This is a genomic window from Bordetella ansorpii (assembly GCF_900078315.1).
In the GTDB taxonomy this organism is placed as follows: domain Bacteria; phylum Pseudomonadota; class Gammaproteobacteria; order Burkholderiales; family Burkholderiaceae_B; genus Bordetella; species Bordetella ansorpii.
On record NZ_FKBS01000007.1, the window covers coordinates 193,666 to 220,020 of the forward strand.

Sequence of the window (26,355 nt, forward strand, 5' to 3'; positions counted from 1 at the left end):
AGGTGGGAAGCGGCTGTGCGATACGTTCGTGGCCTGCCGCCCCGGCGTCAAAAATAGGATGATCGACATGAGCAACTCCAATCCCGCCGACTGGATCGGCAGCAGCGAGCGCAAGCCGGACGCGCTGGATCCCGGGCACGTGCAGCGCGTGGCCGCCACGCTGGGCCGGCCGGCGCCCGCGCCGGGCGAACCCTTGCCGCCGCTGTGGCAATGGGCGTTCTTCATCGGCACCGTCGAAGGCCAGGGCCTGGGCACCGACGGCCATCCGGCGCGCGGCGGCTTCCTGCCGCCGGCAAACGACCGCAACCGCATGTGGGCGGGCGGCCGTGTCTCGTTCGATCAGCCGCTGAAGGTCGGCATTCCGGCCGAGCGCGTGTCCACCGTGCAGGACGTCAAGGAAAAAACCGGCCGTACCGGCTCGCTGCTGTTCGTCACCGTGCGCCACGAATACCACCAGGAAGGCCGCCTTGCCTTCCACGAAGAGCAGGACATCGTCTATCGCCAGCCGTCGCCGCCCAAGCTTACCGGCACGGAACCGGCGCCGGAATCGCAATGGCGCGATCCCGTCGACCCCACGCCGGTGCTGCTGTTCCGCTACTCGGCGGTCACGTTCAACGGCCATCGCATCCACTACGACCACCCTTACGTCACCGAGACCGAGGGGTATCCGGGCCTCGTGGTGCACGGTCCGCTGATCGCCACCGAGATGCTGGCCGCCTTCACGCGGGCTCATCCCAAGGCCAGATTGCAGCACCTGGCCTATCGCGGCCTGCGTCCGCTGATTTCTCCTGCCCGTTTCCATGCGGCGGGCCGCATCGCCGAAGCCGGCCTGGCCCAGTTGTGGGCCGAGCAGGACGGCACCCTGGCCCACCAGGCCGACCTGAGGTTCTCGGAATGACCCAAGCCGCTTCCCCCCGTCCGCTGGACGGCATCACCGTCATCAGCCTCGAACATGCCATCGCCGCGCCGTTCTGCACGCGCCAACTGGCCGACATGGGCGCCCAGGTCATCAAGATCGAACGGCCCGGCGCCGGCGATTTCGCGCGCGGCTACGACGAGCGCGTGCGCGGCCTGTCCTCGCATTTCGTCTGGACCAACCGCTCCAAGCAGAGCCTGTCGCTGAACCTGAAGCATCCCGATGCGGGCGGCGTGATGGAACGCCTGCTGGCGTCGGCCGACGTGCTGGTGCAGAACCTGGCGCCTGGCGCGGCCGAGCGCCTGGGCCTGTCGTTCGAGGTCCTGCACGCCAGGTACCCGCGCCTGATCGTGTGCGACATCTCGGGCTATGGCGAAGGCGGCCCCTACCAGGACAAGAAGGCCTACGACCTGCTGATCCAGAGCGAAAGCGGTTTCGTGTCGGTCACGGGCACGAAGGAAGACACGGCCAAGGCGGGCTGCTCGATCTCCGACATCGCCGCCGGCATGTATGCGTATTCGTCCATCCTGAATGCCCTGCTGCTGCGCCAGCGCACGGGCGAGGGCAGCCGTATCGACGTGTCCATGCTGGAAAGCATGGTCGAGTGGATGGGCTTTCCCATGTACTACGCGTTCGAGGGCGCGCCGCCGCCGGTGCGCGCGGGCGCGGCGCACGCCACCATCTATCCCTACGGCCCGTTCCCCGTGGGCGGCGGCGCCACCATCATGCTGGGCCTGCAGAACGAGCGCGAGTGGGTGGTGTTCTGCGACAAGGTGCTGAACCAGCCGGCCCTGGCGCAGGACGAGCGTTTCTCGTCCAACTCGCGCCGCGCGGCCAACCGCGACGTGCTGCGCGCGCTGATCGTCGAGGCCTTTTCGGCCCTGGACGTGCAGGAAGTGGCCGACCGGCTCGACGCGGCGCAGATCGCCAACGCGCGCGTCAACGACATGGCGGGCGTCTGGGCGCATCCGCAGTTGCGGGCGCGCGATCGCTGGCGTGAAATCGGCAGCCCCGCGGGCGCCTTGCCCGCGCTGTTGCCGCCGGCCTCCAGCACGGCCTTCGAGCCGCGCATGGACCCGGTGCCCGCGGTAGGCGAGCATACCGACACGGTGCTAGCATCGTTGGGATACGCGCCCGACGAGGTCGCGAAACTCCACGCTTCCGAGGTCGTCTGATGCCATCGTCGCTCCTGCTGCGCACCGCCCTGTTCGTACCCGCTTCGCGTCCCGAGCGCATTCCGAAGGCCCTGGCCAGCGGCGCGGATACCGTCATCGTCGACCTGGAAGACGCCGTCGAGCACCTGGCCAAGGATAGCGCGCGCGAAGCGCTGTGCGACTTCCTGGGCACGCAGCCGCAGGCGCGCGTATGGGTGCGCATCAACGATGCCTCCACGCCCTGGCACGAGGACGACTTGCGGGCCTGCCGCGGCCGCTCGAACGTGGCGGCCATCATGCTGCCCAAGGCCGAGAGCATGGCGCAGGTGCGCCATGCGTCGCAGACCGGCATCCCCATCGTGCCCATCATCGAGACCGCGCGCGGCGTGCTGAACGTGGGCGAGATCGCGGCCACGCCGGGGATTGCCCGGCTGTCCTTCGGCGGACTCGACCTGGGCGCCGACCTGAACCTGGTGCCCGACAGCCCGGGCGAGATGGTGATGCTGAACCACGCCCGGGCGCAGGTGCTGCTGCACAGCCGCGGCGCGGGCCTGGCGGCGCCGCTGGATGGCGTCTACCCCGACATCCAGGATGCCGTGGGCTTGCGTGTGGCGGCTTCGCGCGCCCGCGACATGGGCTTCGCGGGCATGATGTGCATCCACCCCAGCCAGATCGGCGTGGTGCACGATGCCTACCAACCGCCGCAGGCCGACGTCGACTGGGCCCGCCGCGTGGTGCAGGCCTATCGCGACAACAACGCGGGCGCGTTCCGCCTGGATGGCAAGATGGTGGATGCGCCGGTGGTGGCGCGCGCCCGGCAGGTGCTGGAGCGGGCGGGGGAGCTCGGCGCCTGATGGCGGGACAGCGCCCAGGTAAGGGCGCACCGCATGTCAATCCAGCGGAGCGGCAGCTTCGGGATAGAGTCCGGGAAGCAGGAATTGCAGGGCATCCAGCGGCAGTGCGAATCGCAGGAGACCATGCGTGGAGGGAGATGTGATCAGGCCCGTTTGAAGCAGGCGGGCGATCAACTTGCGGCTGGTTCTCTCTCCCATGCCAGACATCTGGGAAAATTCCCCTCGTGTAAGCGGGCCTGCCGCAAACAGGTGATACAGCGGCAAGACGGCTTCGCGTCTGATCTCGGGGTCTTGCGTGCTTCGGAAAGTGATCAGGGCCTCGATCCGAGTCTTCATGTTGTCCATGTCCAGCATGCGCGACATGAAGTCGACCTGATCAGAGCAGATGCGCAGAAAATATTGGACCCAGTCGATCAAGCCTCTTTCGGTAAGATTGCCACGACCGTCCAGGTCTCCCTGACGTGGGATGTCGGCAGCAGCCAGATGTGCGTAGTATTGGCCTACATCCCGAGCCAGCCCGCGATTGGCCGACCACAGCCCTTGGCTGATTTCGGACATGACAGCGTGCGTTTGCAGTCGCACCGCTCTGCCGTTGCCGTCGATGAAGGGATGAATCCATGCCATGCGGTGATGGGCGCAGGCAATCAGCAGCAGTGATTCATCCCATGAGCGTTTGCGCTTGTAGGCTCGGTCGAAGGCTTCGAAGAAACGCGGTATGGCCTGCCAGCGTGGTGGAACATGCATTCCCACCTGCACGTCTCGTCGGCGCAGTTGTCCTGGTTCCACGATCTCGCCGTCATCCGTGACCCGATCTTCCGCTTGAAGGCGACCATATAGTTCTGCATGAGCGGTGAGAGCAAGCCCGGAATCTAGCGCCCATCCTTGTTGTTCAGCGAGGTCTTCCAAGGACCGTTCCGCTTCGATGTGCGCAACGGCAATCCGCTGTAGGCGAGCGATCTCGGGACGGCTGGAGAAATTGGCGTGCAAGGCGCGGTCGATGTTCAATGGGTGGGTGCCCTGACCTTCGATGCGGTTGCTGTAATAGGAGTTCATGGCACGGACCAATTCCCGCAAGGTTTCGCGGGAGGTCGGGTGCGCTTGACTAGCCAGGCGAATTGAACGACGAGCGATATCTGCCGCCTGCTCACGTACAAGAACAAGCTTTTCCTGGCCAGGAATGAGCGGTTCGAACTGATGAGGGGTATCGTACACGCTAATTTTTGCCGGTTTTTTTGCCGACCAAGATCTATTTATAAGTGTCTGATTTTACATATGTATAAATAGAATTTCGAGATAAATTTCTGGAAAATTTTGCCGGTTTTTTTGCCGGTCTGGTTGCCTGAGGCAAGTTTAGCCTAGCCGATCTATCGCCTGATCCCCCCGCTTGGCGATCAGGGCATCCAGATTGCCCTGCGCCAGCACCAACCCCGGCGCCAAATCCCTTAGCGGCAGCAACACGAACGCACGTTCGTGCATGCGCGGATGCGGCAGCGTCAGCCGGTCCGTGTCCAGCCGCGCGTCGCCATGCATCAACAGATCCAGGTCCAGCGTGCGCGGCGCATGGCGATATGGCCGTAGCCGGCCATGCCGCAATTCGATGGCCTGCAGCACGTCCAGCAGTTCGAGGGGAGACAGCGTGGTGTCCAACGCCGCGGCGGCGTTGACGAAGTCGGGGCCGGCGGCATCCACCGGCGCGCTGCGATACCAGGGCGAAACCTGACACGCCAGAATGCCGGGCGTGGCGGCCAGGTCGGCCAGCGCCGCCTTCAGCGTGGCGACGCTGTCGCCCAGGTTCGATCCCAGTCCGATGTAGGCCCGGACCGGGGCGCCGCCGCCCTCGGCACTCATGCGCCGTCAGCCGGCGCGGGGCCCGCATTGCCGCTGTTATCCCCGCCACGGCCACCGCCGCCACCGGAACGGCGGCGACGCGGACGGCGCTTGCGCGCCGGACCTTCACCGGCGCCGACGCCGGCCTCGCCACCCGAGCCCGCACCGGCCCCCGATCCTTCACGCGGCAGGCGGGCGGTGTCTTCGATCATCTCGGCGCGCGTGGCGTCGTCGGCGTTGGCCAGATCCATCCACCACTGGGCCAGCACGCTGTCGAATTCGCCCGAAGCGGCGCGCAACTGCAGGAAGTCGCACGCGGCGCGGAAGCGCGGTTGCTCGATCATGCGGTAGACGGTCTTGCCCTGGCGGCGCTCGAAGCGCGGCTGCATGAACCAGATTTCGCGCATGTCGGACGAGAAGCGGCGCTGGATGGCCAGCTTCTCGGTCTGTTCGTCCAGCACCGAATCGGCGGCCTGCACCAGCGCGGGCATGGTGTGCTCGCCCTGGGCGCGCAGTTGCTTCCAGCGCGCGTCCACCAGGCGCCACAGCAGCACGGCGAACAGGAAGCTGGGGCTGATGGCCTTGCCCGAGCGCACGCGCGCGTCGGTGCGTTCCAGCGCCTGTTCGACGAAGTCTTCACCGCCGGGCTGTTCCAGCACCACGTCCAGCAGGGGCAGCAGGCCGTGATGCAGGCCTTCCTCGCGCAACTGGCGCAGGCAGTCCATGGCGTGGCCGCAGGTCAGCAGCTTCAGCATTTCGTCGAACAGCCGCGACGCGGGCACGTTCTCGATCAGGCCGGCCATGGTGCGGATGGGCTGGCGCGTGGACTGCTCGATGGTGCCGTTGAGCTTGGCGGCGAAACGCACGGCGCGCAGCATGCGCACCGGATCTTCGCGATAGCGCTTGATCGGATCGCCGATCATGCTGATCTGGCGCTTCTTCAGGTCTTGCACGCCGTTGTGATAGTCGATGACTTCTTCGGTGTGCGGGTCGTAGTACAGCGCGTTCATGGTGAAGTCGCGCCGCGCGGCATCCTGTTCCTGCGTGCCGAACACGTTGTCGCGCAGGATCCGGCCGTGTTCGTCGGTTTCCTGGTTTTCGTCGGCGGGCGCGCGGAAGGTCGAGGTCTCGATGATCTCTTGCCCGAACACCACATGCACCAGCTGGAAGCGGCGGCCGATGATGCGGGCGCGGCGGAACAGCGGGCGGATCTGCTCGGGCGTGGCGTTGGTGGCCACGTCGAAGTCCTTGGGCTCGAGACCCACGATCAGGTCGCGCACCGCGCCGCCCACGATGTAGGCCTCGTAGCCATGCTGGCGCAGCACTTCGCAGACCTTGATGGCGTGGCGCGACACGTTGCGCCGGTCGATGCCATGACGTTCGCGCTCGATGCGCAGGGGGCCCCCGGCGACCGTCGGGCCGAACAGGCGGCCGACGAATTTCTTTATGGTGGTTGTGATCATTTATCTACGACTTGGCATCCAGGGTGTGATCGAACAGGTCGAGCACGATCCAATTCTGGCGCTCGGCGATGTCCCGCAGCGCGGGGCTGGGGTTGGTGGCGATCGGACGGGTGACCTGTTCGAGCAGGGGCACGTCGTTGACCGAATCGCTATAAAAAAACGTTTCCGTGAAATCGGCAAGCGTCAGGCCCATCCCGGCCAGCCATTCGCGCACGCGCACGACCTTGCCTTCGCGGAAGCTGGGCGTGCCCAGGATACGGCCGGTGTAGCGGCCCGCCACGTATTCGGGGTCGGTGGCCACCAGGTGCGGCACGCCGAAGGCGCGCGCGATGGGGGCGGTGACGAAGCTGTTGGTGGCGGTGACCACGGCGCACAGGTCGCCTGCCTGCAGGTGCTCGGCCACCAGGTTCACCGCGCGCGCCGTGAAGGCGGGGCGGATGACCTGGGCCATGAATTCTTCATGCCATAGCGCCAGGTCGTACGGCGCATGCGCGGCCAGCAGGCCCAGCATGAATTCGGCGGCCTGTTCGGCCGTCAGTTCGCCGCGGTTGTAGCGTTCCATCAGGTCGTCGTTGCGGCGGCGCGCTTCGTCGGGGTCGCCGGCGCGGCCCGTGCGGGCCAGGAAATCGGCCCATTGATAGTCGCTGTCCAGCGGCAGCAGCGTGTGGTCCAGGTCGAACAGGGCGAGGCGGCGAGGAGCGGTCATGGCAAGTGAGGGTCTGCCAGCATGGTGCGCAGCAGCGGGATGGTGATGGGCCGGCCGGTGGCCAGCGAGTAGCGGTCGAGCATGTCCACCAGCGTGGTCAGCTTGCGGATGTCGCGCTCGTAGTGGGTGAACATCCAGTTGACGACTTCCGGGTTCAGGTAGAGGCCGCGATCGGCCGCGCGAGCGGTGAGGGCGGACAGCTTGTCGGCGTCGGACAACGGTTCGAGCCGGAAGACCAGGTCCCAGCCTAGGCGGGTGCGCAGATCTTCGCGCAGGGGCATGGACATCGGCGCGCGGTCGCCCGACACGGCCAGGGCGAACGCCCGGCTGGTGGCCGCGGATTCGCGCCAGCGATTGTACAGGGCGAACAGGGCGGCCTGCCGGGGCTCGTCCATGCGGTGCACGTCGTCGATGGCCGCCACGCGTGGCAGGACCGGCGAATCGATCTCGGCCAGGGTGCGGATCACGGCGACGTCGCTGTCCGCGTTCAGGAAGATATTGCCGGGCTCGGAGGACAGGGCGCGCAGCAGGTGGCTGCTGCCGCAGCCCGAGGGGCCCCACAGGTACATGGCCCGGCCGGGCGACAGCGCGCGCGCCGCCGCCACCGCCGCCCCATTGGGCCCGGCGATGTAATTGGCCAGCGTGGGCGCTGGCGCGGTAAGGACATCAAGCAACAACTGGCGAGTCATGAGCGGCGATAAAAACAGGCTTTCCGGGGCGATCCGCCTGGGGGGACAGGGTGAAAACGGCGTGTCTGGCCTGTCCGGGCCGGCGGCGTCGTAAAATCGGAAAGATTCCACCTAAATCCCGCAATTTTTACATAGCCCACGGTTTTTCTCATGACGAATCCTTCCTCCGCTCCCCTGACCTACCGCGATGCCGGGGTCGACATCGACGCGGGCGACGCGTTGGTCGATCGCATCAAGCCCCTGGCGGCGCGCACCATGCGCCCTGGCGTGCTGGCCGGCATCGGCGGTTTCGGCGCGCTTTTCGAGGTGCCGAAGAAGTACCGCGAGCCCGTTCTGGTGTCGGGGACCGACGGCGTGGGCACCAAGCTGCGCCTGGCATTCGAATGGAACCGCCACGACACCGTGGGCGTCGATCTGGTCGCCATGAGCGTCAACGACATCCTGGTGCAGGGCGCCGAGCCGCTGTTCTTCCTCGACTACTTCGCCTGCGGCAAGCTGTCGGTGGACACTGCCGCGGCGGTGGTCGGCGGCGTGGCCCGTGGCTGCGAACTGGCCGGTTGCGCCCTGATCGGCGGCGAGACCGCCGAAATGCCCGGCATGTACCCCGACGGCGAATACGACCTGGCCGGCTTCGCCGTGGGCGCGGTCGAAAAATCGACCATCATCGACGGCAAGTCGATCCAGCCGGGCGACGTGGTGCTGGGCCTGGCTTCCAGCGGTGCGCATTCCAACGGCTATTCGCTGGTGCGCAAGATCATCGACCGCGCGGGCGCCAAGCCCGGCCAGGATTTCCACGGCCAGCCGCTGGTCGACGTCGTCATGGCCCCGACCCGCATCTACGTCAAGCAGATGCTGGCCGCCATCGCCAAGCACGGCGCCGCCATCAAGGGCATGGCCCACATCACCGGCGGCGGCCTGCTGGACAACGTGCCGCGCATCCTGCAGAACGGCCTGACCGCCCGCCTGCAACGCGACGCCTGGCAGATGCCGCAACTGTTCCAGTGGCTGCAGCAGCAGGGCGGCGTGGCCGACACCGAAATGCACCGCGTCTTCAACTGCGGCATCGGCATGGTCGTCGTGGTGCCGGCCGACCAGGCCGACGCCATCGCCGCCACGCTGCGCGAGCAGGGCGAAACCGTCAGCGTGCTGGGCGAGATCGTCGAGCAGAAGGACGGCATGGCGCAGACCGAGGTGGTGTAAGCCTCTCCCGCGCGGCCGGCGCGTCGGTCCTCGAACCGCCGGCCTTGCAGGAAGTCCGCGCGCGCTTGCCGCCCCGGGGCGGCGATGCCGTTCGCGTCATCGGCGTGCTCCGGACGCTGGCCGGTCCGGCAAGGCCAGCCTCAAGAGTGGCAGACCAACCCGTCCTGCAGCGCCGTGACTTCCAGGTTGACCTGGCCGACACGCTGCGCGCGGGCCTGCCGCAGCGCGCCGCTGGCCTTCCAGTAGCGCACCGCCTGGTCCACGTAACGGGCCGACACCGGGTCTGCCTGCGCCAGCACGATCTGCGGCTGGCGTGCATCCGGCACGATATCGATGGGCAGTCTCCGGTAGAAACGCCATTCCTCGCGCGCCAGCAGCCGTTGCAGCACGGCCTCGTCCTCCGCCAGCACCTCGCATTCGCCGCTCATGAAGGCATAGGCGGCGTGCACGCTGGAGGGGTAGGCGCGTGGCCGGGCCTGGTAGGTGGCCTGCAGGCTATCCGCATAGGGGCTGCCCTGCTGCACGCAGACGCTGCGGCGGGCCAGCACATTGCGGCCGGCCGGGGACGCCGCCGCTTGCCAGGCATCGGCCGCGCCGCGCAGGGCCAGCAGCGCGGCGCGGCCCGTCACGTATTCGGTGGCGATGGCGCCGCCGCCCGAGACCGGCGTGTCGTTTCCAGCCGGCATGCCGTAGCGCGTGCCGGCCAGGATCAGGTCGGCACGGGGGCGGGTCAGGGCCTCCAGCGCGCCGCGTTTCTCGTCCGTGGCGGGCAGGTTCACCAGGCGTAGCGGCACGTCCAGCGTGTCCGCGAGATAACGCGCCAGCGCGGCGTCGTAGTCATCGGGCTCGGACGGGGGCTGGGAGCCCGGCGGCGCTGGGCGCGGATAGGCGCGCACGGCCACCACCAACGTGCCGCGCGCACGCGCCTGCTGCAGGACGGGACCCAGGGGCCGTGCGCGCCAGTCGGGCTGCCGGGCCAGCGTCTCCAGCCAGCGCTGCACGGATTCGGGCAGGCGGTCGGCCAGTCCGTCATCGCCGGTGCGCCAGGCCGTGGCCAGCGCCGTGCCACCCACCAAAGCCAGCGCCACGCCGCCGGCCGCCAACAACGCCGCCACCGAACGGACGCCGCGACGGACGGTCCTCGGATGGCCGGCGCTTTGGCGTCCGGCATTCCGTGAGCCGTCGGCCCGGCTGCCGGCGCTTCTAAGACCCTTGGCGCGGGATGAAGGGCTCTGGTGCCTGTTGCCCATTCTGCGCCTCAGCCGTCCGACGCCAGGCCGCGCCGCCACCGCGTGCAGCCGCGCTCCACCAACGCCAGCACGTAGTTCAACGCCAGGCCCAGCAGCGCCAGCAGCAGGATGCCCGCGTACATCGAGGGAATCTGGAACACTTCCTGCGAGTTCAGCGTCAGGAAGCCCAGGCCGGAGTGCGCGCCGATCATCTCCGCGGCCACCAGCGCGGTGATGCAGTAGGTGCCCGCCAGCCGCACGCCGGTGAAGATCGATGGCGAGGCCGCCGGCAGCACCACCTTGCGGAACACGAAGGCGCTGGAGGCGCCCATCGAGCGCGCGGCGTTCACCAGCAGCGGATCCACCTGCTTGACGCCGCCGATGGTGTTCAACAGCACGGGCCAGAACGAGGCCCAGAAGATGATGGCCACTTTCGACAGTTCGCCGATTCCCAGGAACAGCACGAACACCGGAAACAGCGCCAGGGCCGAGGTCTGCCGGAACAGTTGCAGGATGGGGTCGATCACGCGTTCGAAGCGCGCGAAGCGGCCCATCAGCAGGCCCAGCGACACTCCCAGCGCAATGGCCAGCAACAGGCCCCACAGCGAGCGTTGCAGGCTGGCCAGCACGTGTTTCAGCAGTTCGCCCTGGCCGCCCAGGTCGATGATGGCCTGCGCCACGTCCGATGGCGGACTGAGATAGGCCTGGCTGACCACGCCCGTGCGCGGCAGCAGTTCCCAGCTCAGCAGGAAGCCGGCGATGCCGATCAGGCCCAGGCTGTGATCGCGCCAGCGGCCCGAGGGACGGCGGGGCGGCGCGCCGGCCAAGGGCCTGGAGGCCGCGCCGCGCGCTGGCGGGGACGCTTGGGCGGGTGCGCCCTGGGCGGCGTGCGAGGGAAGCAGCATCGCGCCATCTGGGCCGAGCAGGGGCAGGTCGATGGGCGTACTCGATGCGGCCCCATCCTGACGCGCGCTCCGGTGCTGGCCCCGGGAGAGGTCCGGCAGGCTCATGGCGTCGCCTCCGCCACCGCGCCGCGCTCGGCAGGATTGGCCGTGGCGCCCAGCGGGCGCGGCGTGGCCGCGGGATCCAGGAATTGCACCTCGTCCTTCAGGATGTCCCAGGCGCGCTGGCGCAGCTGCACGAAGGCCTCGGTGTTGCGCAGCTCGGGACTGCGGGGGCGGGGCAGCGGCACGTCGATGATCTCCTTGATGGTGCCGGGGCGGCGGGTCATGATGGCGATGCGGTCGGACAGGAAGATCGCCTCGTCCAGGCTGTGCGTGATGAAGACGATGGTCTTGCGGTGCTGCTCCCACAGGCGCAGCAGCTCGTCCTGCAGGATCTCGCGTGTCTGCGCATCCAGCGCCGCGAACGGCTCGTCCATCAGCAGCACGTCGGGCTGGTAGGCCAGCGAACGCGCGATGGCCACGCGCTGTTTCATGCCGCCCGATATTTCGTGGGGATAGCGGTTGCCGAAGCCGTGCAGGCCCACCTGTTCCAGGTGCTCCTGCGCGATGCGGCGGCGCTCGGCGGGCGGCACGCCGCGTATTTCCAGGCCCACTTCGATGTTCTGCAGCACGGTGCGCCACGGAAACAGCGCATAGCCCTGGAACACCACACCCTGGTTCGGATTGATGCCTTGCAGCGGCTGGCCGTTGATGGCGATGCTGCCCGCCGTGCGCTCGGTCAGTCCGGCCAGGATGCTCAGGAAGGTGGACTTGCCGCAGCCCGACGGACCCAGGATGGAGATGAACTCGCCCTCGCGCACGCTCAGGTCGAAATCGTGCAGCACGGACAGGGTGGAGGGCTGTCCATCCTCGTCACGCACCGCGTATGCCTTGCCCACGCCCTGGGCCACGATCTTCTGCGTCATCGCGTCAGGTCCGCGCGTAGGGGTTGAACTCGTTGGTGTAGATATCCTTGGCCTTGATCTTGCCCTTCGGCAGCTTGCCCTCGGTTTCCAGCACGTCGATGTAGTACTGGATCGGGGGCTCGGTCACCACCAGGTTGTCGACGTAGGCGTAGCGGTCCACGTAGTCCAGCCGCAGGTTGATGCGCTTGGACACCAGCTTGCGCGCCTCTTCGGGATTGGCGTTGACCCAGTTGGCGGCGCGCGCGATGGCCGTCACCACGTCGCGCACGGCCTGCGGATGGTCGCGGATGAACTTGCCGTGCGCGCTGTAGGGCTGCATGCCGCCCAGCCCGCCGTCCAGGTCGTAGTCGCTCCACAGCCGCCTCAGCGTCTGGGTCTGGTCGGCGCGGCCCGAGAAGGGCGCATGGATGATGGCCAGGTCGGTGTTGCCGGTGGCCAGCGTCTGTTCGGCCTGGTCATCGGGGATCACCACGAAGTTGATCTTGCGCACGTCCACGCCCTGCTGGCGCAGCCACGTCTTGGTGACGAACTCGGCGCAGGCGCCGAAGCTGTTGATGCCGACCGTCTTGCCTTCCAGGTCCTTCGGCTGGCTGATGCCGCCGTCCTTGCGCACGAAATACTTCATGTGCGGCGCGTCCTGCAGCGTCTTGTTGCCGGCGGCCACGACCTTGATGTCGCCGCCCGCGGCCACGGCCGAGATCACCAGCGGCACCATGCGCGAGCCGAAGTCGATCTCGCCGATGGCGGTCAGCGGAATGACCTGCGGGGCGGCGACCTTGCCGATGTACTTGGGCCGCGTCTGCGTGCCTTCGAAATAGCCCAGGTCGTCGGCCAGGTAGATCAGGTCGAACGAGGGGTTGTTGGGGTACTTGAAGGTGACGAGCTCGCCCGTCTGCCTGACCACCGCGGGCGCCCCGGTGGACGCGCCGGCCTGGGCCAGGCTGCGGCTGGCGATGCCCAGCAGGCCCGTGCCCGCGGCGGCGATGCCGGCAATCTGCTTGAGCGCGCGGCGGCGCGGAACGGAGGCGCTGTCGCGCGAGGATGACGGAAGCATGGCGGTGTCCTGACGGGAAGGGGCGGGCCCCGCCGCGCTGCGGCAAGGCGTCGGGGATGTCGGACACTTTATGGGCCACGCTTTCCGGCGCTAACTATTTTTCCGAAGGAAAAACATCCTTGCAGGATAAGGATATATGTGCTGTTGGAGATCGCGTTGAAACCACCGCCGCGAAACGCCGGGCCTGAACGATCCCGCGCCGCGATCAGCGCCCAAGCGCATCACCGTGACGCCGCCGAAATACGGCCAGGCGCCCCGCGTTCAGGCGCCGTGCAGCAGCCCGGCCACCGCGTCCACGACTTGTGACGCCGAGTCCGCCGCCATGCACTCGACGATGGTGCGCCCGGGCTGCGCGCGCAGCCAGGTGATCTGCCGCTTGGCCAGTTGGCGCGTGGCCGCGATACCCTGTTCGCGCGCGGTGCGCAGATCCACCTCGCCGTCCAGATGTTCCCATAGCTGGCGATAGCCCACGCAGCGCATGGACGGCAACTCGGGATGCAGGTCGGGCCGTGCGTGCAGGCCGCGCACTTCGTCCAGGAAACCGTTGGCCAGCATCGCGTCGAAACGCATGGCGATGCGGGCGTGCAGGCCGGCGCGGTCGGCGGGCTCCAGGCTGATCGTGTGATAACGCGGGCCGCCGGCATCCGGCTTCCTCTCCAGGCCGCTGAGCAGCTCGGACATGGGGCGGCCGCTGAGCCTGCAGATCTCCAGCGCGCGCTGGATGCGCTGGCTGTCGTTGGGCGACAGGCGCGCGGCGGTGGGCGGATCCAGCAGGGCCAGTTCGGCATGCAACGCAGGCCAGCCGCGCGCGGCGGCCTGCGCCTCCAGTTCGGCCCGCAATGCCGGATCGGCCCGAGGCAGGTCGTCCAGGCCGTCGCGCAGCGCCTTGTAGTACAGCATGGTGCCGCCCGCCAGCAACGGCATGCGGCCGCGCGCGCGGATATCCGCGATCAGCCGCAGGGCATCGGTGCGGAACTCGGCCGCGGAGTACGACTGCGTGGGATCGCGGATGTCCAGCAGGTGTTGCGGCACCCGCGCCTGTTCTTCCCGGGAAGGCTTGGCGGTGCCCACGTCCATGCCACGGTAGATCGTGGCCGAGTCGACGTTGACGATCTCCAGGGGCCAGCGTTGCGCCAGCGCCAGGCAGGCGGCGCTCTTGCCGGCGGCGGTGGGGCCGGCCAGGCAGATGACGAGGTCGTCGGAAGGCTTCACGTGATACCGGCGATAAAGGACAGGGAAATCACTGGCCGCGCAGGAACAGCTTGTCCAGCTCGGACACCGACCACTGCACCCAGGTGGGCCGGCCATGATTGCACTGGTCGGCGCGTTCGGTGGCTTCCATCTGGCGCAGCAGCGCGTTCATCTCTTCCAGCGTCAACTTGCGGTTGGCGCGCACCGAGCCGTGGCAGGCCATGGTGGACAGCAGTTCGTTGCGCTGCTCGGTCAGCAACTGCGAGACGCCCACGTTGTCCAGATCGCGCAGCACCGAGCGCGCCAGCGTCTCGATGTCGCCGCGCGCCAGGATGGCGGGCACGCTGCGCACCGCGATCGACGAGGGGCCGGCGGGACGCAGCTCGAAACCCAGTTCGGACAGGTGGTCTTCGTACTCCTCGATCAGCGCCACGTCTTTTTCCGAGGCGTGGAAGACCACCGGCACCAGCAGGTCCTGGCGCGGCAGGCTGCGCGCGTCCAGGGCGTGCTTGAGCTGTTCGTACACCACGCGCTCGTGCGCGGCATGCATGTCCACCAGCACCATGCCGCGCGAGTTCTGCGCCAGGATGTAGATGCCGTGCACCTGCGCCAGCGCCATGCCCAGCGGGTGCTCGCCATCGGGCAGCGGGCGGGGGGCGGCCTGGGGGGCGGGCTCACGCAGCGAAGGCGCGGACGTGGGCTGGGGAAGGGGATAGGGCGCAGTGGCGTGGTCGACCGTGGCCGGCGCCGCCGTGTAAGGAGAGGCGGCGTAGGCGTCTGCCGGATACGCGGACGACGTGCCGGCGGCCTCCCGATGCGCGGGCGTCTCGATCACGCCGTCTTCGTCGGGCACGCCTGCCGCCAGGGGCCGCGCTGGTTCGTTCAGCGGGCGATACAGCGACTGCCAATCGGAGACCGGCACCGCGTTGGCTTCGTTGTGCAGGCGGAAAGGCACCTGCGTGTGAGAGCGAGGCGCCGGAGCGGGCGTGCCGGGGCGGCTGGGGGATGACGAAGGCGAAGCCGGGCGGAACGCCGAGCCCGCATGCGTGGCGTTGCCAAGGCCGGCCGCCGTGCTGTTACCCGCGCCATGAGCACCGCCGCCGTTGGAAGCCTGGGCCTGGCCCGTGTCATTGCCGATTCCCGCATTGGAATCCGAGACATGCTGACCATCCGTATTGCCCTGGCCCGCATCCGCCGATACCGCCTGCGCACCGCCCGTCTGCGCCAGCGCCTGCCCGACCACCTGGCTGACGTAGCGGTGCACCGCGCCGCTATCGCGGAAACGCACTTCGGACTTGGCCGGGTGCACGTTGACGTCCACCGCGCCGGGGTCCACGTCCAGGTACAGCACATAGGCGGGCTGGCGGTCGCCGTGCAGCACGTCGGCATAGGCCGAGCGCAGTGCATGGCTGACCGTGCGGTCGCGCACGAAGCGGCCGTTCACGTACAGGTACTGCCGGTCGGCGCGGGCGCGGGCGGCCGTGGGCCGCGTGACCATGCCGGCCAGCGAGATCGCGCCGATGGCGTTCTGCAGCGGGATGGCTTGCGAAGCGAACTCGGCGCCCAGCACGTCGCGGATGCGCTGCGGCGGATCGGCGGGCAGCCATTGGCGCTGCGCGCGGTCCTGGTGGAACAGGCGGAAGGCGATGCGGGGATTGGCCAACGCGATGCGTTCCAGCACGTCCAGGCAGTGTCCGAATTCGGTGGCTTCGGCGCGCAGGAACTTGCGGCGCGCCGGCACGGCGTCGAACAGTTGGCGCACGTCGACGGTGGTGCCGATGGGGCCCGATGCCGGCGAGACCTCGCCGCTGCCGCCGTCGACCTGCCAGGCGTGCTCGCCGTCGCGGGTGCGCGAGATGATGGTCAGGCGCGCCACCGAGGCGATCGAGGCCAGGGCTTCGCCCCGGAACCCCATCGAGGCCACGGATTCCAGTTCGCGCAGGTCGCGGATCTTGCTGGTGGCATGGCGCATCAGCGCCAGGGGCAGTTCGTCGGGGGGAATGCCGCTGCCGTCGTCGGTGACGGCGATGCGGCGGATGCCGCCGCCTTCGAGCCGCACCTCGATGGCGCGGCCGCCCGCATCGATGGCGTTTTCGAGCAGTTCCTTCAGTACCGAGGCCGGCCGCTCGATCACCTCGCCAGCGGCAATCTGGCTGATCAACAGGTCGGGAAGCGGGGCGATGGAACGGCGTTCGGACATGGGCGGAATAGGGCGCGCCGCGGGCGGCGCGGCGGCGAAGACAGGGGATGCGCCGATTTTACCGCCGCCGTGGCGGGGCGATGGCGTGGACGGCATGGGCGCCTGTCCGGCGTGCGGGACGGTCGACTCCGTAAGCGCCCCATCGCGGGCGCGGCAGGCCCGATCGGCGATGCCCCGCGCTCAGGCGGCGTCGTCGGCGTTGTACAGCCGCAGCCGCTGGGCCGCATTGCGCAGGTGGCGTTCGGCGGCATCGCCGGCGGCCTGCGCGTCGCCATCCGAAATCGCCTGGAAGATGGCCTGGTGCTCGGTCTGCACGTCGGCCATGCGCTGCGCGTACATCCGCGCGGTGTTGCGGCGCGCGCTGCGGATGACATGGCGCACGCTGGATTCCAGGTATTCGTTCAGCGCCACCAGGTGCGGGTTGTGCGTGGCCTGCACGATGGCCTGGTGGAACGCGTAGTCCTCGTCGTCGCCCAGCCTGTCGTTGAGCACCGCGTATTCCATGCCGACCAGGCCCTGGCGGATGCGCTTCAGGTCGTCCGGCGTGCGGCGCTGCGCGGCATAGCGCGCCGCCGTGCTCTCGATGGCCAGCATCAGTTCCAGGATGTGTTCCAGTTCCTGGTTGTCGGTGGGCGAGATGGCGGCGATGCGGAACGCGTTCTTGCGCGCACCCGGGTCGACGAACACGCCCTTGCCCTGCTGCGAGGTCACCAGCCCTTCGGACTTCAGGCGGGCGATGGCCTCGCGCACCACGGCGCGGCTGACGCCGTGGGCCTCGACCAGTTCGCGCTCGGTGGGCAGGCGGTCGCCGGGCGCCAGCACGCCCTGGTGGATCTGAGTGGCCAACAGCGCCGCCAGGTCGGCGGGCAGGGAAGGGCGCGCGGATTCCGGCGCCGTGTCGGTCGGGAGCGAGGCAGCAGTCATGAGGCGGGGCGGCCTGTTCAGGAGAGGTAGATGCCGCCGTTGACCTGCAGGGTCTCGCCCGTGACGAAAGCGGCCAGGGGCGAGCACAGGAAGGCGATGGCGCCAGCGATGTCTTCGGCGCTGCCATGGCGGCCCAGCGGCGTGCTGGCCAGCAATTGCGCGCCTTTCTGGCCCAGCAGGTCGCGCGTCATGGACGTGGCGATTATACCGGGCGACACCGAGTTGACCCGCACGCGCGGGGCCAGTTCCAGCGCCAGGCTGCGCGAGAAGGACAGGATGGCGCCCTTGGCGGCGGCATAGGCCGCGTGCGCATGGCTGCCCCGGTGCGCGGCCAGCGAGGCCAGCAGCACGACCGAGCCGCCGTCGCGCAAGGCGGGTTGCACCGCGCGGCACAGGTAGAACGTGCCGTTCAGGTTGATGTGCATCAGGCGTTGCCAGTCGGCGTCGCTCGTGTCCTTGACCAGCGCTTCGGGATAGATGCCCGCGCAGTGCACCAGATGATCGATGCCGCCGAACCGCGCCTGGCACTGGCGCACGGCGCGGTCGCAGTCGGCGGACGACGAGACGTCCGCCGGGAGAGTCAGCACCTCGTTGCCGTGCACGCCCAGGGCTTCGGCGGCGTGGGCCAGCCGGGCGGCGTCCACGTCCAACAAGGCGACGCGCGCGCCGTGGCGCGCCATCAGGTGCGCGGTGGCCAGGCCGATGCCCATGGCGCCGCCGGTGACCAGGACGGTCTGGTTCTGGAACGAAATCACTTTCTGTCTCCGAGGGTCGTGGCCGGCGAAATTGGCCGTTGACAGCCGGCCGCCGACGCTTTCATAATTTGTCTGACAACAAATATAACTGGTCAGACAAGCTAAGAAAAGCGAGATCGGCGCGCCACCCGGCCGCGCCGGCCCTGATTGGACGGAGACACTATGCAGACATCCCGGACAACCGACACGGGGTTGCAGGATCGGGCCGTGGTCATCACCGGCGCCGCGCGCGGCATCGGCCTGGCGTGCGCGCGGGCTTTCGCGGCCGAGGGCGCGCGGCTGGCCTTGCTGGATCGGGACGCCGAGGCGCTGTCCGCCGCGTGCGAAGCATTGCGGGCACAGGGCGCGCAAGCCTTGCCGCTGGCCGCGTCCGTGACCGACCCGGACGCCGTGGCCCATGCCTTCGAGCGCATCGACGCCGCTTATGGCGCCGTCGATGTCTTGGTGAACAACGCCGGCGTGTCGGCCAACAAGCCCACGCTGGACGTCACGCCGGAAGAATGGCGCCGCGCGGTCGATATCAATCTGAACGGCGTCTTCTATTGCGCGCAGGCCGCGGGCCGGCGCATGCGCGAGCAAGGCGGCGGCACGGTCATCAACATGGCGTCGATGTACGGCGTGGTGGCCGCGCCCGACCGCGCCGCTTACTGCGCCACCAAGGGAGGCGTGGTGCTGTTGACCGAGTCGCTGGCGCTGGAATGGGGGCCGCTGGGCATCCGCGTCAATGCGCTGGCGCCGGGCTACGTGGACACCGGCCTGCTGCGCGACCTGGACGCGCGCGGCCGTGTGGACATCGAGCGGCTGAAGGCGCGCACGCCCCTGCGGCGGCTGGGCAGCGCGCCGGAGATGGCCGATCTGGCCGTCTTCCTGGCCTCGCGCCAGGCCGCCTATCTCACGGGCCACACGCTGGTGGCCGACGGCGGCTGGAGCCGCAACGCTTATCTGTAGGGCGCGGTGGCGTCCTGAACCTTTCCGGAGTTCGACCCGTATGTCCCGATATGAAGCCCTGGCGCCGGCGGCGCCGTGGCGCAGCCTGATCGCGGAACCGCGCGATTGGCAGGCGGCCGATCCGGCCCTGCTGGGCGCGATGCTGACGCAACTGCACTGGATCCGCGCCTTCGAGGAAACCGTGCTGGACCTGGCCGCCGCCGGGCTGGTGCATGGTCCCGCCCACTCGTCCATCGGCCAGGAGGGCGGCGCCGTGGGTTCGGTGCTGGCGCTGGGCGCGGGCGACGAGGTGAACGGCTCGCACCGCGGCCATCACCAGTTCCTGGCCAAGGCCTTGCAGCACGTGGCGCCCGCCGGGCTGGACCCGGCCGCGCCGCTGACGCCGGAGGTGGATACGGTGCTGCAGCGCACGCTGGCCGAGATCATGGGGCTGTCGCAGGGCTACTGCAAAGGCCGTGGGGGCTCGATGCACCTGCGCTGGCTGGAAGCCGGCGCGCTGGGCACCAACGCCATCGTGGGCGGCGGCGTGCCGCTGGCCGCCGGCGCGGCCTGGGCGCACCGCCACGCCGGCGCCGGCCGCGTGGCCGTCACGTACTTCGGCGACGGGGCCATCAACATCGGCTCGGTGCTGGAGTCGATGAACCTGGCCGCCGCGTGGAAGCTGCCGCTGTGCTTCTTCGTCGAGAACAACCGCTACGCGGTGTCGACCACGGTGGAAGAGGCCACCGCCGAGCCGCGCCTGTCCGCACGCGGGCTGGCCTTCAACATCCCGGCGTGGCACGTCGACGGCATGGATCCGCTGGCCGTGCACCTGGCCATGCGCGAGGCCGCCGCCCACATGCGGGCCGGCAACGGCCCTACGCTGATCGAGGCCGACGTCTACCGCTATTTCCACCAGAACGGTCCTTTCCCGGGCAGTGCCTTCGGCTATCGCCCCAAGGAAGAGGAAACGGCGTGGCGCGCCCGCGATCCGCTGGACATGCTGGCCGCGCGCATGATCGAACGCGGCCTGATCGACGCGCCGCGCGTCGATGCCTTGCGCAGGCAGTGCAAGCGGGTGATGGAAGAGATCGCGCAGCGCCTGACCGAGCCCCTGGCGGACGGCAAGCGCCGCATCCGGCCCGAGCTGTGGCCCAGCCCGGACTTCCGCGACGTGGGGCTGCGCAGCGACATGTCCGAGTTCGATGGCATGCGCGTGCTGGAGGCCGCCGATCACACGGGACAGACCGTGCCGCGCAAGCTGGTGGATGCCGTGGCCGACGTGCTGGGCCGCCGCATGGAAACCGACCCGGGCGTGGTCGTGCTGGGCGAAGACGTGCACCGCCTGAAGGGCGGCACCAACGGCGCCACGCGCGGGCTGAAGGACCGCTTTCCGGATCGGGTGCTGGGTACGCCGATTTCCGAGAACGCCTTCGCGGGCCTGGGGGGCGGGCTGGCCATGGACGGGCGCTACAAGCCCGTGGTCGAGTTCATGTATCCCGATTTCATGTGGGTGGCGGCCGACCAGATCTTCAACCAGATCGGCAAGGCGCGCCACATGTTCGGCGGCGACATCGACGTGCCGCTGGTGCTGCGCACCAAGGTGGCGATGGGCACGGGCTACGGCTCGCAGCACTCGATGGATCCGGCCGGCATCGTGGCCACGTCGCCCGGCTGGCGCATCGTGGCGCCGTCCACCGCGCACGACTACATCGGGCTGATGAACACGGCTTTGCTGTCGAAGGATCCCGTGCTGGTGATCGAGCATGTGGATCTGTACGCGTCCGTGGACCAGATTCCCGCCGAGGACCTGGATTTCCACATCCCGTTCGGCCGCGCCGCGGTGCGGCGTTCCGGCGGCAAGGTCACCATCCTGACGTATCTCGCCATGGTGGCCAGGACGCTGGCCGCGGTCGAGGCCAGCGGCGTGGACGCCGAGGTGATCGACCTGCGCACGCTGGACCGCGCCAGCCTGGATTGGGACACCATCGGCGCCAGCGTGAAGAAGACCAACAACGTGCTGATCGTGGAGCAGGGCGCGCGCGGCACGTCGTATGGCGCCATGCTGGCCGACGAGATCCAGCGCCGCCTGTTCGACTGGCTGGACCAGCCGGTGAAACGGGTGACGGGCGGCGAGGCTTCGCCCAGCATTTCCAAGGTGCTGGAGCGCGCGGCCTTTGCCGGCGAGGAAGAAGTGATGGCCGGCCTGAGGGACGTGCTTGCGGACCTGGGTGAAGCGGATGCGGGCACTGGCGCGCAAGGAGCGAGTCGTGGCTGAAGTGATCAAGCTGCCCGCCGTGGCGGCCGACAGCGCGGGCGGCGCGTTGTCGCGCTGGCTGAAGCAGGAGGGCGAGGGGGTCCGGGCGGGGGACGTGCTGGCCGAGATCGAAACGGACAAGGCGGTGGTCGAGATCGCGGCGGAGCAGGGCGGTGTGCTGGCGCGCATCATCGTGGCCGCGGGGCCGGCGCAATTGAACGTGAATACCGTGCTGGGCGTGATCCGCGCGGAGGGTGAGCAGGACGAGGACGTCGAGCGGGCGCTGGAGGAGGCGGGCATCGGCAGGGAGGGCGCCAAGGCGGCTTCCGCAGGCCCGTCTCATGGCGCAACCGCAGCGGCGGCCACCGTGTCCGAGGGGGAATCGGTTGCCTCGTCAGCGCAGAACGCCTCCGCCTCATCATCGGGTGGCGAGGATAGCGGCCAGCGTATCCACGCCAGCCCGCTGGCGCGCCGTTTGGCGCTGGAGCGAGGCATCCGGCTGGCAAGCCTGGCGGGCAGCGGCCCGCGTGGCCGTATCGTGAAGCGCGATGTCGATGCCGCCGGGACGATGGCGGCTACCGGAGACGCTGCGCATACGGCACGGGCCGCAACGGCATCGGCCGGCGCGGCACCGATCACGGCCGCATCGGGCGCGGTATCCCACGCGGGCGCAGTCCCTGAGGGCGCGTCCGTATCCGGTGCGCCAGCCACCCGCATCCCCCACACCAACATGCGCCGCACCATCGCGCGCCGGCTCGGCGAAAGCAAGCAATCCGTCCCGCACTTCTACCTGACAGTCGATTGCCGCATGGACGCCTTGCTGGACCTGCGCGAAGCGGTGAACAGGCAAGCGGCCCGCAAGATCTCGGTCAACGACTTCATCGTCAAGGCCGCCGCGCGGGCCCTGGTCGAAGTGCCGGACGTGAACGTTTCGTGGGAGCCGGACGCGCTGTTGCACCATGCCTCGGCGGACATCAGCGTGGCCGTGGCCACCGAGGGCGGCCTGACCACGCCCATCGTGCGCGATGCCGAACGCAAATCTCTGGGCCAGGTGGCCGACGAGATCGCCTCTCTGGCGGCCAGGGCGCGTGAACACCGCCTGCGCCCCGAGGACTACACGGGCGGCTCAATGACCATCAGCAACCTCGGCATGCATGGCGTGCGCGAATTCGCGGCCATCATCAATCCGCCGCAGGCCGCCATCCTGGCGGTGGGCGCCGCCGAACGCCGCGCCGTCGTCGGCGAGCAGGGCGCCGTGATCGCCGCGCGTGTGATGACCGTGACGCTGTCCGCCGACCACCGCGCCATCGACGGCGCCGTCGGCGCCCGCTGGCTGGCCGCCTTCCGCGGCCTGATCGAAAACCCCTTGCGCATCCTGCTATGAGCCAAGACCGCTACGACGTACTGGTGATCGGGGGCGGCCCGGGCGGCTACGTGGGTGCCATCCGCGCGGCGCAACTGGGGCTGCGCACCGCGCTGGTCGAGCGCGCGGCCCTGGGTGGCATCTGCCTGAACTGGGGCTGCATCCCCACGAAGGCCTTGCTGCACAGCGCGGCCGTGTTGCGCACCTGCCGCGCGGCGGCCGAGGCGGGCGTGTCCATCGAGGGCAGCATCGAGCCGAAACTGGATGCCATGGTGGCGCGTTCGCGCGCCATCGCCGGACACTTGGGACGCGGCGTGGCGCATCTGCTGAAGAAGCATGGCGTCACCGTCATCCAGGGCCGGGCCAGGCTGCTGGGCGAGGGGCGGGTGCAGGTCCAGGATGGCCCGCGAATGCAGGCGCAGCACATCGTGCTGGCCACCGGCGCGCGTGCCCGCGCCTTGCCCGAATTGCCGCCCGGCGAGCGGGTGTGGACCTATCGCGAAGCGCTGGCGCCCTCGTCTTTGCCCGCCAGCCTGCTGGTGGTGGGGGCGGGCGCCATCGGCATGGAGTTCGCCTGCTTCTATCGGGCCCTGGGCAGCGACGTGACCGTGGTCGAGGCCGCGCCGCGGATCCTGCCCCAGGAAGATGCCGAGATCGCGGCGGTGGCGCGCAAGGCCTTCGAGGCGCAGGGCATCCGCATCCATACGGGCTGCAAGGTAGCGTCCTCCCGTGTCGGCGCGCTGGGTGTGCACGTGGCCTTCACGGGCGATACCGCGCCCGCCGCGCTGCAGGTCGAACGCGCCATCAGCGCCGCGGGCATCGTCGGCAATGTGGAGGACCTGGGCCTGGAGCACACCCGGGTCGAAGTGCGCGGCACGCATATCGTCACCGACGGCCTGGGCCGCACCGCGCAGCCGGGCGTGTACGCCATCGGCGACGTGGCGGGCGCGCCGTGGCTGGCGCACAAGGCCAGCCACGAGGCCGTGCGCTGCATGGAGGCCATCGCGGGCCTGCCCGCGCATGCGCCGGATCCGCGCCGGATCCCTGCCTGCACGTACACCTTTCCGCAGGTCGCCAGCCTGGGCCTGACGGAAGCGCGCGCCCGCGAGTGGGCGCGCGAGCAGGGCCGCGAACTGCGCATCGGCCGCTTCCCGTTCGCGGCCAATGGCCGCGCGCTGGCCGCGGGCGAGGGCAGCGGCCTGGTGAAGACGATCTTCGATGCGGTGTCGGGCGAACTGCTCGGCAGCCACGTCGTGCATGCCGAGGCATCCGAACTGATCGCGGCGCATGGCGTGGCGATGGGACTGGAGGCGACCGAGGCCGACCTGATGGAATCGGTCTTCGCACACCCGACGCTGGGCGAAGCGCTGCACGAGGCCGTGCTGGCCGCGCAGGGAGCGGCGCTGCATGTCTGACGCCGTTTTCCGCCGCGACATGACGTGCGGGCCTCGCGGCAGGGGCGCCTTGGCCGGTCGTCTTGCCCGCTTTAGGGAAATTACCAATTCGGTATGCGGAGACCTAATTTAGACTTGGGCGGCTAGGGTCGAATTAAATACATCATATATCATATATTTTAAAAAGACCCGCCGTACAAGGGGTAGCCGTTTTCCAAACGAGACAGGAGCGAGACAAATGTTCAAAGTCAAAAAACTGGCACTGGCGATGGGTGCTTGCAGCATGCTGGTCAGCGGCGTTGCGCTGGCCGATATCAAGATCGGGGCGCTGTTTCCGTTCAGCGGCGGGCTGGCCCTGCTGGGCCAGGAAAGCTATCGCGGCCTGGAACTGGCCGTGAATGAAATCAACGCGGCGGGCGGCGTCAACGGCGAGAAGATCCAGATCATGAAGGCCGACGCCGTGGATCCCACGCAGGCCGTGTCGGAAACCAAGCGCCTGACGTCCTCGGGCGTGGTCGGCGTGTTCGGCAGCTATGCGTCGGGCGTGTCGTACGCCGCGTCGCCGGTGACCGAGCTGGCCGGCATTCCGTACTTCGAGCTGGGCGCCACCGCGCACAAGATCACCACGCGCGGCTACAAGTACCTGTTCCGCACCAACCCCAACACCGCGCTGTACGGCGTGGCGGTGGTGGATGCCCTGCACGACATCATCGCGCCGGGCATGGGCATGGATCCCAAGAGCATCAAGATCGGCATCATCCACGAGGACGGCCCCTACGGCACCGACGTGGCCGCCACCGAGAAGAAGCGTGCGGCGGAACTGGGCTACACCGTGGTCGAGGTGTTGCCGTACTCGGCCAAGACCGTCGACCTGTCCTCGCTCATCCTGCGCCTGAAGGGCGCCGGCGTGAACGTGGTGCTGCAGACGGCCTACCAGAACGATGCCATCCTGTACTTCAACCAGGCGAAGTCGGCGGGCTTCACGCCCAAGATCGTCATCGGCGCGGGCGGCGGCTATTCGCTGGCCGACACCGCGAAGGCCGTGGGCGAAGGCATGAACGGCGTGTTCGACCTGGACTTCCCGCAGTCGTCGATCAATCCGGCCGGCGCGCCTGGCCTGGACAAGTTCCTGGCGGCCTACAAGGCCACTTACAAAAGCGATCCGCAGTCGGGCCACAGCCTGACCAACTATGTGGGCGCCAAGGCCATCTTCGAAGCCATCGCCAATGCCAAGTCGACCGATCCGGACAAGATCCGCGCGGCCGTGCTGGCCTACAAGAAGCCGGGCGGCCAGACCGCCAACGGCTGGGGCTTCGAGTTCGGCGAGGACGGCCAGAACAAGGCCTCGACCTTCTACGTCATGCAGTGGCAGGACGGCAAGCTGGTCACCATCGCGCCGAAGGCGCTTGCCCAGGGCAAGCCGGTCTTCAACAAATAAAAACGACAGACAGGTGCGAGTCGGGCGCTGCCGGGGCAGTGTCCCGGCTGCCCATGCTTGCGAGGCAGCACAATGGATATATTCGTTCAATTGCTCATCAACGGGTTGTTGCTGGGCGGTGCCTACATCATCATCAGCCTGGGACTGACGCTGATTTTCGGCGTGGTGCGCGTGGTCAACTTCGCGCACGGCGAGTTCCTGATGGTGGGCATGTATCTCGTTTACCTGATCGCCACGCACCTGGGCGTGCATCCCTATGCCGGCCTGGTGCCGGTGGCGCTCATCCTGTTCGCGCTGGGCGCGCTCACCCAGCGGGCCATCATCCAGCCCCTGCTCAACGCGGATGAGCACATCCAGATCTTCGCCACGGTGGGGCTTTCCACCATTCTGCTCAACCTGGCGCTGGTGGTGTTCGGCGCCAACGTGGTGCGCGCGCCGGCCCAGTTGGGCACGTCGGTGATCTCGGCGGGCGGCTTCACGCTGGTCAGCGGGCAAGTCATCACCTTCGTGGTGGCCATCGTGCTGACGGTGCTGCTGCACCTGTTCATGCACCGCACCTACCTGGGCCGTGCGTTGCGCGCGGTGGCGCAGCATCGTTATGCCGCGCTGCTGATGGGCGTGAACGTCAACGCGGTGTACGTGATCGCGTTCGGCCTGGGCACCGCCTTCGTGGGCGTGGCCGCGGGCCTGCTGGCGCCGCAGTATCCGGTGTTTCCCAGTGTGGGCACGTATTTCGTGCTGACCGCTTTCGTGATCGTGGTGCTTGGCGGCCTGGGCAGCCTGTATGGCGCCGTGGCCGGCTCGCTGATCATCGGCGTGGTCGACACGCTGGCGGGCTACTACATCGCGCCCGACCTGAAGGAAGTCGTGTACTTCGGCATCTTCCTGTTGATTCTTACGCTGCGGCCGACCGGCTTGTTCGGCACCGTCACCGAATAAGGAGA

23 protein-coding genes are annotated in these 26,355 nt (G+C 68.6%); 10 read left to right on the forward strand and 13 right to left on the reverse strand.

The annotated features are described in order from the left end of the window. Window positions 1-67: 67 nt before the first annotated feature. The 3 genes from A7W11_RS03320 to A7W11_RS03330 are packed head-to-tail and all read left to right on the forward strand — an operon-like array spanning window position 68 to window position 2,924. Window positions 68-898, forward strand: coding sequence for an HTD2 family dehydratase (locus A7W11_RS03320; protein WP_066408589.1), 831 nt, complete (start codon window positions 68-70; stop codon window positions 896-898). Further along, entirely contained in the window at window positions 895-2,091 is a 1,197-nt protein-coding gene (locus A7W11_RS03325) for a CaiB/BaiF CoA transferase family protein (protein ID WP_066407989.1), read from the forward strand. The genes A7W11_RS03320 and A7W11_RS03325 overlap by 4 nt, the downstream gene beginning before the upstream one ends. Beyond that, window positions 2,091-2,924 carry an HpcH/HpaI aldolase/citrate lyase family protein gene (locus A7W11_RS03330; protein WP_066407993.1) on the forward strand — a complete coding sequence of 278 codons (834 nt, stop codon included), beginning with the start codon at window positions 2,091-2,093 and terminating at the stop codon, window positions 2,922-2,924. The genes A7W11_RS03325 and A7W11_RS03330 overlap by 1 nt, the downstream gene beginning before the upstream one ends. A 36-nt stretch (window positions 2,925-2,960) precedes the next feature. Here A7W11_RS03330 and A7W11_RS03335 read toward each other — a convergent pair whose 3' ends face one another. The 5 genes from A7W11_RS03335 to hda form a co-directional block, all read right to left on the reverse strand. Beyond that, a complete protein-coding gene (locus A7W11_RS03335; RefSeq protein WP_066407996.1) occupies window positions 2,961-4,136 on the reverse strand; it encodes a Fic family protein in 1,176 nt (391 codons plus the stop codon). A gap of 138 nt (window positions 4,137-4,274) precedes the next feature. Then, window positions 4,275-4,772, reverse strand: coding sequence for a 2-amino-4-hydroxy-6-hydroxymethyldihydropteridine diphosphokinase (locus A7W11_RS03340; protein WP_066408000.1), 498 nt, complete (start codon window positions 4,770-4,772; stop codon window positions 4,275-4,277). Further along, window positions 4,769-6,214 carry a polynucleotide adenylyltransferase PcnB gene (gene pcnB, locus A7W11_RS03345; protein WP_082887057.1) on the reverse strand — a complete coding sequence of 482 codons (1,446 nt, stop codon included), beginning with the start codon at window positions 6,212-6,214 and terminating at the stop codon, window positions 4,769-4,771. The genes A7W11_RS03340 and pcnB overlap by 4 nt, the downstream gene beginning before the upstream one ends. A gap of 4 nt (window positions 6,215-6,218) precedes the next feature. Beyond that, window positions 6,219-6,920, reverse strand: a complete 702-nt coding sequence (locus A7W11_RS03350) for an HAD family hydrolase (protein ID WP_066408013.1) — start codon at window positions 6,918-6,920, stop codon at window positions 6,219-6,221. Further along, window positions 6,917-7,609, reverse strand: coding sequence for a DnaA regulatory inactivator Hda (gene hda, locus A7W11_RS03355; protein WP_066408016.1), 693 nt, complete (start codon window positions 7,607-7,609; stop codon window positions 6,917-6,919). Before hda ends, A7W11_RS03350 begins: the two co-directional genes overlap by 4 nt. A 150-nt stretch (window positions 7,610-7,759) precedes the next feature. On the opposite strand from hda, the gene purM reads away from it, so the two are divergent. Next, on the forward strand, window positions 7,760-8,809 hold the full coding sequence (purM, locus tag A7W11_RS03360; protein WP_066408018.1) for a phosphoribosylformylglycinamidine cyclo-ligase: 1,050 nt from the start codon (window positions 7,760-7,762) through the stop codon (window positions 8,807-8,809). Window positions 8,810-8,949: 140 nt separating this feature from the next. On the opposite strand, the gene A7W11_RS03365 is transcribed toward purM, so the two are convergent. The 8 genes from A7W11_RS03365 to A7W11_RS03400 all read right to left on the reverse strand — a co-directional run bounded on the left by A7W11_RS03365 (window position 8,950) and on the right by A7W11_RS03400 (window position 18,032). Beyond that, the gene (locus A7W11_RS03365) at window positions 8,950-9,924 is read right to left on the reverse strand and encodes a type 2 periplasmic-binding domain-containing protein (RefSeq protein ID WP_066408021.1); all 975 of its coding nucleotides are present in this window, start codon (window positions 9,922-9,924) and stop codon (window positions 8,950-8,952) included. 143 nt (window positions 9,925-10,067) lie between these two features. After that, entirely contained in the window at window positions 10,068-10,943 is an 876-nt protein-coding gene (locus A7W11_RS03370; protein WP_082887069.1) for an ABC transporter permease, read from the reverse strand. A gap of 101 nt (window positions 10,944-11,044) precedes the next feature. Further along, the gene (locus tag A7W11_RS03375; protein WP_066408031.1) at window positions 11,045-11,908 is read right to left on the reverse strand and encodes an ABC transporter ATP-binding protein; all 864 of its coding nucleotides are present in this window, start codon (window positions 11,906-11,908) and stop codon (window positions 11,045-11,047) included. A 4-nt stretch (window positions 11,909-11,912) separates the two neighbouring features. After that, window positions 11,913-12,962, reverse strand: coding sequence for an ABC transporter substrate-binding protein (locus A7W11_RS03380; RefSeq protein ID WP_066408033.1), 1,050 nt, complete (start codon window positions 12,960-12,962; stop codon window positions 11,913-11,915). Window positions 12,963-13,223: 261 nt separating this feature from the next. Then, window positions 13,224-14,174 (reverse strand): tRNA (adenosine(37)-N6)-dimethylallyltransferase MiaA, encoded by a 951-nt coding sequence (miaA, locus tag A7W11_RS03385; protein WP_066408037.1) that lies wholly within the window; start codon window positions 14,172-14,174, stop codon window positions 13,224-13,226. 28 nt (window positions 14,175-14,202) lie between these two features. Further along, the gene (gene mutL, locus A7W11_RS03390) at window positions 14,203-16,353 is read right to left on the reverse strand and encodes a DNA mismatch repair endonuclease MutL (RefSeq protein WP_066408040.1); all 2,151 of its coding nucleotides are present in this window, start codon (window positions 16,351-16,353) and stop codon (window positions 14,203-14,205) included. A 180-nt stretch (window positions 16,354-16,533) separates the two neighbouring features. After that, window positions 16,534-17,277 (reverse strand): FadR/GntR family transcriptional regulator, encoded by a 744-nt coding sequence (locus A7W11_RS03395; protein WP_066408043.1) that lies wholly within the window; start codon window positions 17,275-17,277, stop codon window positions 16,534-16,536. 17 nt (window positions 17,278-17,294) lie between these two features. Next, window positions 17,295-18,032, reverse strand: coding sequence for an SDR family NAD(P)-dependent oxidoreductase (locus A7W11_RS03400; RefSeq protein ID WP_066408047.1), 738 nt, complete (start codon window positions 18,030-18,032; stop codon window positions 17,295-17,297). Between the two features lie 162 nt (window positions 18,033-18,194). Here A7W11_RS03400 and A7W11_RS03405 point away from each other — a divergent pair, with 162 nt between their 5' ends. The 6 genes from A7W11_RS03405 (at window position 18,195) to A7W11_RS03430 (ending at window position 26,350) form a co-directional block, all read left to right on the forward strand. After that, window positions 18,195-18,980: an SDR family NAD(P)-dependent oxidoreductase gene (locus tag A7W11_RS03405; RefSeq protein WP_066408050.1), complete on the forward strand. Its 786-nt coding sequence runs from the start codon at window positions 18,195-18,197 to the stop codon at window positions 18,978-18,980. A 40-nt stretch (window positions 18,981-19,020) separates the two neighbouring features. Continuing rightward, window positions 19,021-21,237: an alpha-ketoacid dehydrogenase subunit alpha/beta gene (locus A7W11_RS03410; RefSeq protein WP_066408060.1), complete on the forward strand. Its 2,217-nt coding sequence runs from the start codon at window positions 19,021-19,023 to the stop codon at window positions 21,235-21,237. Continuing rightward, entirely contained in the window at window positions 21,230-22,600 is a 1,371-nt protein-coding gene (locus A7W11_RS03415; RefSeq protein ID WP_156522983.1) for a pyruvate dehydrogenase complex dihydrolipoamide acetyltransferase, read from the forward strand. Before A7W11_RS03410 ends, A7W11_RS03415 begins: the two co-directional genes overlap by 8 nt. Further along, window positions 22,597-23,994, forward strand: coding sequence for a dihydrolipoyl dehydrogenase (gene lpdA / locus A7W11_RS03420; RefSeq protein ID WP_066408069.1), 1,398 nt, complete (start codon window positions 22,597-22,599; stop codon window positions 23,992-23,994). Before A7W11_RS03415 ends, lpdA begins: the two co-directional genes overlap by 4 nt. A 217-nt stretch (window positions 23,995-24,211) precedes the next feature. Beyond that, window positions 24,212-25,411, forward strand: a complete 1,200-nt coding sequence (locus A7W11_RS03425) for an ABC transporter substrate-binding protein (RefSeq protein ID WP_066408072.1) — start codon at window positions 24,212-24,214, stop codon at window positions 25,409-25,411. Between the two features lie 72 nt (window positions 25,412-25,483). Next, window positions 25,484-26,350 carry a branched-chain amino acid ABC transporter permease gene (locus A7W11_RS03430; RefSeq protein WP_066408075.1) on the forward strand — a complete coding sequence of 289 codons (867 nt, stop codon included), beginning with the start codon at window positions 25,484-25,486 and terminating at the stop codon, window positions 26,348-26,350. Window positions 26,351-26,355 lie beyond the last annotated feature (5 nt).